This is a genomic window from Novosphingobium sp. UBA1939 (genome assembly GCF_002336885.1).
Classification (GTDB): Bacteria; Pseudomonadota; Alphaproteobacteria; order Sphingomonadales; family Sphingomonadaceae; genus Novosphingobium.
Genome location: NZ_DDFB01000146.1, coordinates 27,796 through 36,857 on the forward strand (window position 1 = coordinate 27,796; position 9,062 = coordinate 36,857).

Here is a 9,062-nt window from a genome sequence, read left to right on the forward strand (position 1 = left end):
GTCGATGGCGAACTCGTGCCCGGCACCACCGCCACGGCCGAGGAACTGATCCGCATCGGCCGTGCCATGGGTCGCGTGGGCCATGGCGTGTTCGAAATCGCCTCCGACATGAAGCGCGAATGGGATGAATTCGGCTGGATGGGCGCGATCAGCCGCGAAACCGGGCTGCCGGTAACGTTCGCCGCGCTCCAGTCGATCGCCAAGGAGCTGCCGCTGTCGGAACAGATCGCGGAAATGGAGCGCCAGAACGCGCAAGGCGCCAACATCGTCGCCCAGATCGCGCTGCGCGGGAACGGCATCGTCATGGCCTGGCGCGGCACGGTCCACCCGTTCCGCTTCCGCCCGAGCTACATCGCCATTGCCGACCTGCCATGGGACGAACAGCTTGCCCGCCTGAAAGACCCCGCGTTCCGCGAAAAGCTGCTGGCCGAAGCGAATGTCTATCCGGAGAGCGACATCATCCACCTCTTCCGCATGATCGCGGAAGGCTGGTTCAACCAGTACCAGATGGACGACGATTTCGATTACGAACCGCAGGCCGAAGCCAGCATCGCCGCGCGCGCGGCGGCACGGGGCGTGACGCCGGATGCCTATGCCTATGATCTGATGATGGAGCAGGACGGCACCGGCTTCATCTACCTGCCGATCCTGAACTATGCCGATGGCAATCTCGATTTCCTGGAAGCGCTGCAGGCCCGCGACGATTGCGTCAATTCGCTGTCGGACGGCGGCGCGCACTGCGGCACCATCTGCGATGCGGCCAGCCCCACCTTCATGCTCCAACACTGGGTGCGCGATCGCAAGCGCGCCAAGGATCGCCAGGAGGGCCGGCTCACGCTCGAACACGCGGTCAAGCGCCAGTGCCACGATACCGCGCGGCTCTATGGCCTCGACGATCGCGGGGTGCTCGCGCCGGGCTACATGGCGGACATCAACGTGATCGACTTCGACAACCTGAAGCTGCTGCGTCCCTGGCTCGATTTCGACCTGCCGGCGGGCGGCAAGCGCCTGCTTCAGAAGGCCGAAGGCTATGACGCTACGATCAAGTCCGGCGTGGTGACCTTCCGCAAGGGCGCATGGACCGGAGCGACGCCGGGCGGGCTGGTGCGCGGACCGCAGCGCGTGGAAGCGCTGGAGGCCGCCGAATGAGCGACGTGCAGGCGATCCGCATCGGCGCGCCCGCCACTCTGGACAGCCTGCACGCCGATACCCTTCCCGATCCCGGCGCGCCGGGGCCGGGGCAGATCCGCGTGCGCCTGGCTGCCTCGTCGCTCAACTACCACGATTTCGCGGTGGTGACGGGCATGTTGCCCGCCGCCGCCGGGCGCATTCCGATGTCGGACGGTGCGGGCGAAGTCGTGGCCGTGGGCGATGGCGTCCGGAGCGTCGCTGTGGGCGATGCGGTAGTGTCGACGTTCTTCACCGACTGGGACAGCGGGCCGCCCCCGTCGAGCGCGTTCACCACCGTCCCCGGCGACGGGATCGACGGCTATGCGCGGACCGACGTGGTCGTGCCGGCGCACTGGTTCACCCGCGCGCCGGCGGGCTATTCGCACGCCGAAGCCGCCACGTTGACATGCGCGGGCCTCACCGCGTGGCGCGCGCTATTCGTCGATGGCGCGACCAAGCCGGGCGATACCGTGCTGGTGCAGGGCACGGGCGGCGTCTCGATCTTCGCGCTCCAGTTCGCCAAGGCCGCCGGGGCGCGGGTGATCGCGACGAGTTCCTCGGGCGAGAAACTGGAACGGCTGCGCGCGCTGGGTGCGGACGAAACCATCAACTATCGCGAGGTGCCCGCCTGGGGCGCCAAGGCGCTCGAACTGACCGGCGGGCGCGGCGTGGATACCGTGGTCGAAATCGGCGGGGCGGGAACGCTCGACCAGTCGATGATCGCGACCCGCGTGGGCGGCCATGTCGCGCTGATCGGCGTGCTGGCAGGCTTTGCCGGGCCGGTGCAAACCGCGCTGCTGATGGCCAAGAATCTGCGCGTGCAGGGGCTCACGGTCGGAGCGCGGGCGGATCAGCTGGCGATGATCGCCGGCGTGGAGGCCAACGGCATCCGGCCCGTGCTCGATCGCCACTTCCCGCTGGCCGCGCTGGCCGACGCCTTCCGGCATCAGGCCAGCGGCGCGCACTTCGGCAAGATCATCGTCGATATCTGACCGTTACGGGAGCGGGCGGGATATTGCCCCGTCCGCTCCCGCTGCGGGAAATCACGCGGCGCGCGCCATGCGGCGGTGATAGGTGCCCTTGTTCGCATCGAGCACGAAATGGCCGACCAGTTCGGCCATGCGATCGGCCTCGCCGGCCAGATTGCGCGCGGCGGCGGTTGCCTCTTCCACCATCGCGGCGTTCTGCTGGGTCATCACGTCCAGTTCGCGCACCGTTTCGCGCGTCTGGCCGATGTGGTTCGCCTGCTCGCCCGCGACGGTCGCGATATTGTTGGCAAGATCCGCGATCTCGCCCACCTTGGTAACGATCCGCGCGAACGTATCGCCGGACTGGCCGACCAGTTCGACGCCGCGTTCCACCTGGACCGAACTTTCGCTGATCAGCTTCTTGATATCGAGCGCCGCTTCCGCCGATCGCTGTGCCAGCGCGCGCACTTCGTTGGCGACGACGGCGAAACCGCGCCCGGCATCGCCCGCACGGGCAGCTTCCACGCCGGCGTTCAGCGCGAGCAGATTGGTCTGGAAAGCGATGCCGTCGATCACCGAGATGATCTTGCCGATCTCCTGCGCGGAACGGTGGATGTCGTTCATGGCGTGGACCGCCTCGCCCACCACCGCGCCGCCCTGCTGGGCATCGTTGTGGGCCTGCTGTACGGAATCGCGCATGTGCGAGGCGTCTTCCGCCGTCGTCTGCACGCTGTTGGCCAGCGTCGTCATCGACGAGGACGCCGCTTCCAGGGAAGCGGCCTGCTCTTCGGTGCGGGTCGCCAGATCGTGCGACGCCTCGCGGATTTCCTGCGCGCCGACGTCCACGTTCTGGGCGGTTTCGGACACGGCGGACAGCGCGACGCGCACCTTTTCGCGCATCGTCTCGAAATCGTTCTGAAGCTCGACGAACTCGCTCGGCAGATCGGTCAGCCTGGCGGTGAAATCGCCATCGGTCATCTTGCGCAGGGATTCGCCCAGCTTGTCGATCACGGAGCTGCGCAGCGCCGCGTTGGCGGCATCGAAATAGGTCGAAAGCGCGATTTCCATGTCCAGCATGGCCATCTTCAGCATGGCACTGATGGCCTGGCCCAGCTTGCGCGATCCGGTCACGCCAAGGCCGGAACCGGCCGCCATCGCCACGATCACATCGGCCAGCACCCCGGCATAGGCACCGATGTACCACCCCGGCTCCAACCCGATCTTCGCATGAATGTTTCCGATGCGGCGTGCCCGCGCGTTGTAGGCATCATCGGGCCTGCCCTCGAACATCTGGCGCCAGTGATCGAGTTGCTTCTGCTTGGCGTGTTCCACCATCGCCTGCGAACTGAAGAAGCCGGAAAGCGAGGGTTCGGCCGCGATGCCATCGTAAAGCCGGTCCAGCGCAGGCGGCGCATGCTTCGCCAGAGCGCGCAAAATCGCGGGAAAATGCGTCTGCTCCTTCTCCCCGATATCGAAGAACGCAATCTTCCTGCTGAAGTCCTGTCGCTTGTCGTCCACGGCCTAATTCCTCCTGTGCCGGCGCCGGTTTATCCGACCGTGCTTCAGGCCGCCTCAACGCGGACATAGGGGTTTTTCCGGACTTCCAGACGCAAAAAGCCCCGCAAGCGCGGGCTTGCGGGGCTTGGTGGTTTCCGAAGGGATGCGCTGGATCAGACGCGCATCGGCATCAGCACGTAGAGCGCCGGGCTTTTCTCGTCCTTGCGGATCAGCGTGGGCGCGCCGGCATCAGCCAGGTGCAGTTCCACCGTATCGCCGTCGATCTGGCTCAGGATATCCTTGAGGTAATTGGCATTGAAGCCAATCTCGAAGCCTTGCGCGGTGTAGTCGGCCGGGAGCTCTTCGGCCGCGGTGCCGTTGTCCGGGCTGGTGACCGACAGCGTCACACGATCGGTTTCCAGCGCCATCTTCACCGCGCGGGTCTTTTCGGTGGCGATCGTCGCCACGCGGTCCACGCCTTCGAAGAAGCTGCGCGGATCGAGCCGGAGCAGCTTGTCGTTCCCGGTGGGAATGACGCGGCTGTAATCGGGGAACGTGCCGTCGATCAGCTTGCTGGTCAGCACCACGCCGTTCTCGCCACCCAGCGTGAAACGCACCTTGCTGGCGGAAAGATCGATCAGCACGCTGGTATCGAGCACTTCTTCCAGCAGCTTGCGCAGCTCGCCTACGCATTTGCGCGGGATGATCACGTCCGGCATCCCTTCGGCACCATCCGGGCGCGGCAGCGTGTAGCGCGCCAGACGGTGCCCGTCGGTCGCCGCCGCCTTCAGCACCGGCTGGGCCTCGTCCGAAACGTGCAGGAAGATGCCGTTGAGGTAGTAGCGCGTCTCTTCGGTCGAGATCGCGAAGCGGGTGCGGTCGATCAGTTCGGCCAGCACGCGCGCCGGAATCTCGAAGCTGGTCGGCAGATCGCCTTCGACGATCACCGGGAAATCGTCGCGCGGCAGCGTGGGCAGCTGGAAGCGGCTGCGCCCGGCCTTCACGACCATGCGGTTGTCCGCCGTTTCCAGGCTCACCTGGCTGCCATCGGGCAGTTTGCGCGCGATGTCGAACAGCAGGTGCGCCGACACGGTGATCGCGCCGGGCTGGTCCACCGACGCGGCGGGCATGGTTTCCACGATCTGCAGGTCAAGATCCGTGGCCATCAGGCGCACCGTGGCATCCGGCGCGGCCTCGATCAGCACGTTCGACAGGATCGGGATCGTGTTGCGCCGTTCCACCACCGATTGCACGTGGGACAGGCACCGCAGCAGGGTTGCGCGTTCGATCGTCGCCTTCATTCTCGTCTCGATCCCCCCAGTCGGCCGGACGCCATGTCACTGCAATGGGTGCAGTCGCAACATCAACATCCGCCGGGCTGTGTAAACGGCCTTATCGCGCGGAATCGCACGGTTCGGCTCCGGTTCGGACCACCTTCCTTAACGCACGGGACCGCTTGGGCAAGCCGCCCATGCCCCGTTCGGGCGGAAGCTGTGCATAAATGGCGCAAAAGCTTGGGGAAGAGCAAGGTTGCGGTAACTATTCGAGCTTGCGCTGCCCGTCGAACATCGCCGCCGTGGCCGAGATGTAGGCGTTGATCAGCGCCCATGCCTCTGGCGTGACCGAGGCCGGGTTGATCCCAGCATCCGTCATCGCGATGGTGATCCGCCGCAGATCGCCCTGGGTGATCTGCTCCGCCGGGTTGTTGGCCTTGCCGGGGCCGATATCCAGCGCGTCGTCGATCAGGGCATGGGGCACGCCAGCGGCTTGGAGCCGGTCTCCCAGCACATCGCGCGCCATGCGCCCCATGGCATAGGAAAAGTAGGCCTTGCGCGCCGCATCGTCCATGAACTGATCGTCGCCGCAGCGATCGACCACGTTCTGCAGATCGCGCAACGCCGGCCCGTCGGACTGCTGCGCCAGCATCGCATCGGCCAGCCGTGCGTCCAGCCCGGCCGGCGCACGCTGCACCGCGCAGGCCAGCGCCTCGGGCGAACGGGCTTGCGCCGGCAAGCCCGCCAGCGCCGTCACCATCGCCAGGACGACAGTGGCACGGGCCAGCAACTCCGCAAACGGTCGCCGCATCGCGATCAGGAATGCATCGCCATGCCGCCGTTCACGTGCAGCGTCTGGCCCGTCACGTAGCCCGCTTCCTTCGATGCGAGATAGGCCACCGCCGCGCCGATGTCGCTGCCCTCACCCATGCGCCCCATCGGGATACGAGCGTTGAGCGCGTCCTTCTGCGCATCGGGCAGCACGTCGGTCATCGCGGTGCGGATGAAGCCCGGCGCCACGCAGTTGACGGTGATGTTGCGGCTGGCGAGTTCCTGCCCCAGCGACTTGGACATGCCGACCAGCCCGGCCTTTGCGGCGGCGTAGTTCACCTGCCCCGGATTGCCGGTGGCGCCGACGACGCTGGTGATCGTGACGATCCGGCCGAAGCGCGCCTTCATCATCGGCTTGGCCGAGGCGCGCATCAGGCGGAAGGCGGCTTCCAGGTTGACGCGGATCACCGCGTCCCATTCCTCGTCCTTCATCCGCATCGCCAGGTTGTCGCGCGTGATCCCGGCGTTGTTGACGAGGATATCCAGCTTGCCGAGCGTATCGAGCGCGGCCGGCACCAGATGCTCCACCTGTTCGGTGTTAGAAAGATCGCAGGTGATCTCCACGTGATCTTGGCCATAGGTGTCGTTCAGTTCCTCGCGGAACGCGCGCAGCTTGCCGGGATTGGTGCCCGACAGCGCCAGCCGCGCGCCCTGCCGCGCCAGCGCATGACAGATCGCCGACCCGATGCCGCCGGCGGCGCCGGTGACAAGGGCGGTCATGCCGGTAAGGTCGAAAAGGCGGTGTTCCATCGATTGCTCCATTATGTTTGTTCGCGCAGAGGCGCCGAGGCGCGCGGATGTCCGCGAACCGGAATCCCTTAAAGATCCTTCGCCAGCGCCTCTATATCGGCCATGCCGATCACGCTGGTGACCGAAACGTCCGCCACCGTGCGGTTGATCATCGGGCCAAGCACCTTGCCGCCCAGTTCGACGAACTGTTCGACGCCCGCGTCCCTCATCGCGATCGCGCTTTCGCGCCAGCGCACGCGGCCGGTGACCTGTTCCACCAGCAGGCGCTTCACTTCGGCCGGATCGGTGACCACGGCAGCGGTGACGTTGGCGAACAGGGCCACGCGCAGCGCGGCGGGCGGGATCTTGTCCAGCGCTTCGGCCATGGCGTCGGCGGCGGGCTGCATCAGCGGGCAGTGGAACGGCGCGGACACCGGCAGCAGCACGCCGCGCTTGATCCCGTGTTCCTTGACCAGCGCCACGGCCCGGTCGATCGCGCCCTTGTGACCGGAAAGGACCACCTGCGTCGGATCGTTGTCATTGGCGACCGTGCAGACCTCTCCTCCGGCCGCCGCTTCGGCCAGCGCCGTCGCCTTCTCGATATCGGCGCCCAGCAGCGCGGCCATCGCGCCCACGCCCACTGGCACCGCCGCCTGCATCGAACGCCCGCGCAGTTTTAGCAGGCGCGCCGTATCCGCCAGGCTGAAGGCCCCGGCGGCGCAGAGCGCGGTATATTCGCCCAGGCTGTGCCCGGCGACGAAGTCCGCCTTGTCGGCCAGCGCGATGCCGCCTTCCTTTTCCAGCACGCGCAGCACGGCGATGGCATTGGCCATGATCGCGGGCTGGGCGTTCTCGGTCAGGGTCAGCGCGTCTTCGGGGCCTTCCCGCATGATCTGGAACAGCTTCTGCCCCAGCGCGTCGTCCACTTCCTCGAACACTTCGCGCGCAATCGCGCTGGCTTCGGCCAGTTCGACCCCCATGCCGACCTTCTGGCTGCCCTGCCCCGGGAAAACGAAAGCTCTCATATCCTGTCTCCGCTCCTGCGCGTCTCGAAGTGCTTCGGGCGCGCGCCCTATTGTCGTGGCTCGCCGGGGGCAAGCCCGAACGGCACGATTCTGTTGTCGATGTCATGGCCGATGACGGCCGTCCCCAGAAAGCGGATGCCCGTCTTTGCGCACCAGTACCGCGCCATCGCTTCGGGTTCGGCGCCAAACGGACGGTCGTTTTCAGGCACGTCGCTCACCCGACCGAGCCGCAGCCCGGCAATGCCCATCGGCGCGAGCAGGGCGGTCACATGGAACAGCAGGCGGTCGACCGCGTAGTGATGCTCCGCCACTTCCTCCACCATCACCACATGCCCGGAGAGATCCGGCATCAGCGGCGTGCCCGCGATCATCGCCAGGGTCATCAGGTTGAACGCCACGGTGGGCGCTTCGCCCAAGGAGGGCTCCAGCCCCGCGTCCAATCCCGCGAACCAGCCCAGCGTGCGGCGCACCGCCGCTTCGCCCCCGGCGCGGCGGATGTCGGTGGGCATCGGCGCGTGAACCGGATGGCCGATTCTTGCGCGATAGAGCGCGCCCAGCAGCGTGCCGCCGTCCGAATAGCCGACGAAGGCCTTGCCCCGCGCCGCGTCGGTCATGCCCGCCACCGCCTCGGCCGCAATGCGGTTCGCGCCATAGCCGCCGCGCACGAACCACACCGCATCGAACGCCGGATCGTTTGCGCATTCGAGCAGCGCGCGCAGCCGCAGCGCATCCGGCCCGGCAAAGTGACCTTCGCTGGCGAAGCACTGATCGTGGAAGTGCAGATCGAGTGCCGGAAACTCCGCCAGCGCCAGCGCGGAAACGCGCGCCGCATCCTCGCGCGTGAACGGCGTGGACGGCGCGCAGATGGCGATCCTGTTCATCGGACGATCGGGCAGCGAGGGCATCGCCCTGCCCTAGCCCGTTTCGTCCTTCGGGCGAAGTGGGGAATGACGGTGTTGAGTTGCGCGCCAAGGCGGCATACCGAGCAGGGCATGACAGCCACCATTCCCGACCCCGGCCCCTCGCTCACCTCGCACCCCTGGTTCTTCTGCGGCATCGGCGGATCGGGCATGTTGCCGCTGGCGCTGATCCTCAAGGGGTTGGGCGCGGACGTTGCCGGATCGGACCGGGGCCGCGATCAGGGGCGCACGCCCGAAAAGTTTGGCTGGCTCGAAAGCCTGGGCTTCACGCTGTTCCCGCAGGACGGCAGCGGCATCGCCCGGGCCGATCAGGTGCTGGTCGCCTCGGCCGCGGTGGAGGACACGGTACCCGAAGTGGTCCGCTCCAAGGAACTGGGCTGCGCGCGGATGAGCCGGGCGGACCTGCTCGCCACGCTGTTCAACGCCACGGGAACGCGCATCGCGGTCGGCGGCACCAGTGGCAAGTCCACCGTCACGGGCATGCTCGGCTGGATTCTGACCGAAACCGGCGCCGATCCCACGATCATGAACGGCGCGGTGATGAAGAACTTCCGCACGCCGGACGCGCCCTTCGCCAGCGCGCGCGTGGGCGGTGGCGATCTGTTCGTGTCCGAAGTGGATGAAAGCGACGGCTCGATCGCGCTCTAC

Annotated in this window: 8 protein-coding genes and 1 pseudogene (1 of these 9 running past the window's edge); 3 read left to right on the plus strand and 6 right to left on the minus strand. The window is 67.0% G+C overall.

All coding sequences use genetic code 11. The features are described from left to right. Together B3547_RS19560 and B3547_RS19565 are read left to right on the plus strand one after the other, a co-directional pair. Window positions 1-1,149 (plus strand): annotated as a pseudogene (locus tag B3547_RS19560) (N-acyl-D-amino-acid deacylase family protein); it begins 484 nt to the left of the window's first position. Between the two features lie 5 nt (window positions 1,150-1,154). Continuing rightward, complete coding sequence (locus tag B3547_RS19565; RefSeq protein ID WP_292966176.1) at window positions 1,155-2,162, plus strand: zinc-dependent alcohol dehydrogenase family protein; 1,008 nt, start codon at window positions 1,155-1,157, stop codon at window positions 2,160-2,162. A 51-nt stretch (window positions 2,163-2,213) separates the two neighbouring features. Here the strand turns inward: B3547_RS19565 and B3547_RS19570 are convergent, their stop codons facing one another. The 6 genes from B3547_RS19570 to B3547_RS19595 form a co-directional block, all read right to left on the minus strand. Then, the gene (locus B3547_RS19570) at window positions 2,214-3,656 is read right to left on the minus strand and encodes a methyl-accepting chemotaxis protein (RefSeq protein WP_292966156.1); all 1,443 of its coding nucleotides are present in this window, start codon (window positions 3,654-3,656) and stop codon (window positions 2,214-2,216) included. Between the two features lie 152 nt (window positions 3,657-3,808). Continuing rightward, window positions 3,809-4,936, minus strand: a complete 1,128-nt coding sequence (gene dnaN, locus B3547_RS19575; protein WP_124807304.1) for a DNA polymerase III subunit beta — start codon at window positions 4,934-4,936, stop codon at window positions 3,809-3,811. 238 nt (window positions 4,937-5,174) lie between these two features. Next, window positions 5,175-5,720 (minus strand): hypothetical protein, encoded by a 546-nt coding sequence (locus B3547_RS19580; protein ID WP_292966162.1) that lies wholly within the window; start codon window positions 5,718-5,720, stop codon window positions 5,175-5,177. Between the two features lie 5 nt (window positions 5,721-5,725). Beyond that, complete coding sequence (fabG, locus tag B3547_RS19585; RefSeq protein ID WP_292966164.1) at window positions 5,726-6,490, minus strand: 3-oxoacyl-[acyl-carrier-protein] reductase; 765 nt, start codon at window positions 6,488-6,490, stop codon at window positions 5,726-5,728. A gap of 68 nt (window positions 6,491-6,558) precedes the next feature. Then, window positions 6,559-7,494 carry an ACP S-malonyltransferase gene (gene fabD, locus B3547_RS19590; protein WP_292966167.1) on the minus strand — a complete coding sequence of 312 codons (936 nt, stop codon included), beginning with the start codon at window positions 7,492-7,494 and terminating at the stop codon, window positions 6,559-6,561. Window positions 7,495-7,541: 47 nt separating this feature from the next. Continuing rightward, a complete protein-coding gene (locus B3547_RS19595; protein ID WP_292966179.1) occupies window positions 7,542-8,375 on the minus strand; it encodes an LD-carboxypeptidase in 834 nt (277 codons plus the stop codon). 111 nt (window positions 8,376-8,486) lie between these two features. Between B3547_RS19595 and B3547_RS19600 the strand changes: the two genes are divergently transcribed. Continuing rightward, window positions 8,487-9,062, plus strand: a 576-nt coding sequence (locus tag B3547_RS19600) for a Mur ligase domain-containing protein (RefSeq protein ID WP_292966170.1), incomplete at its 3' end; no start/stop codon positions are given.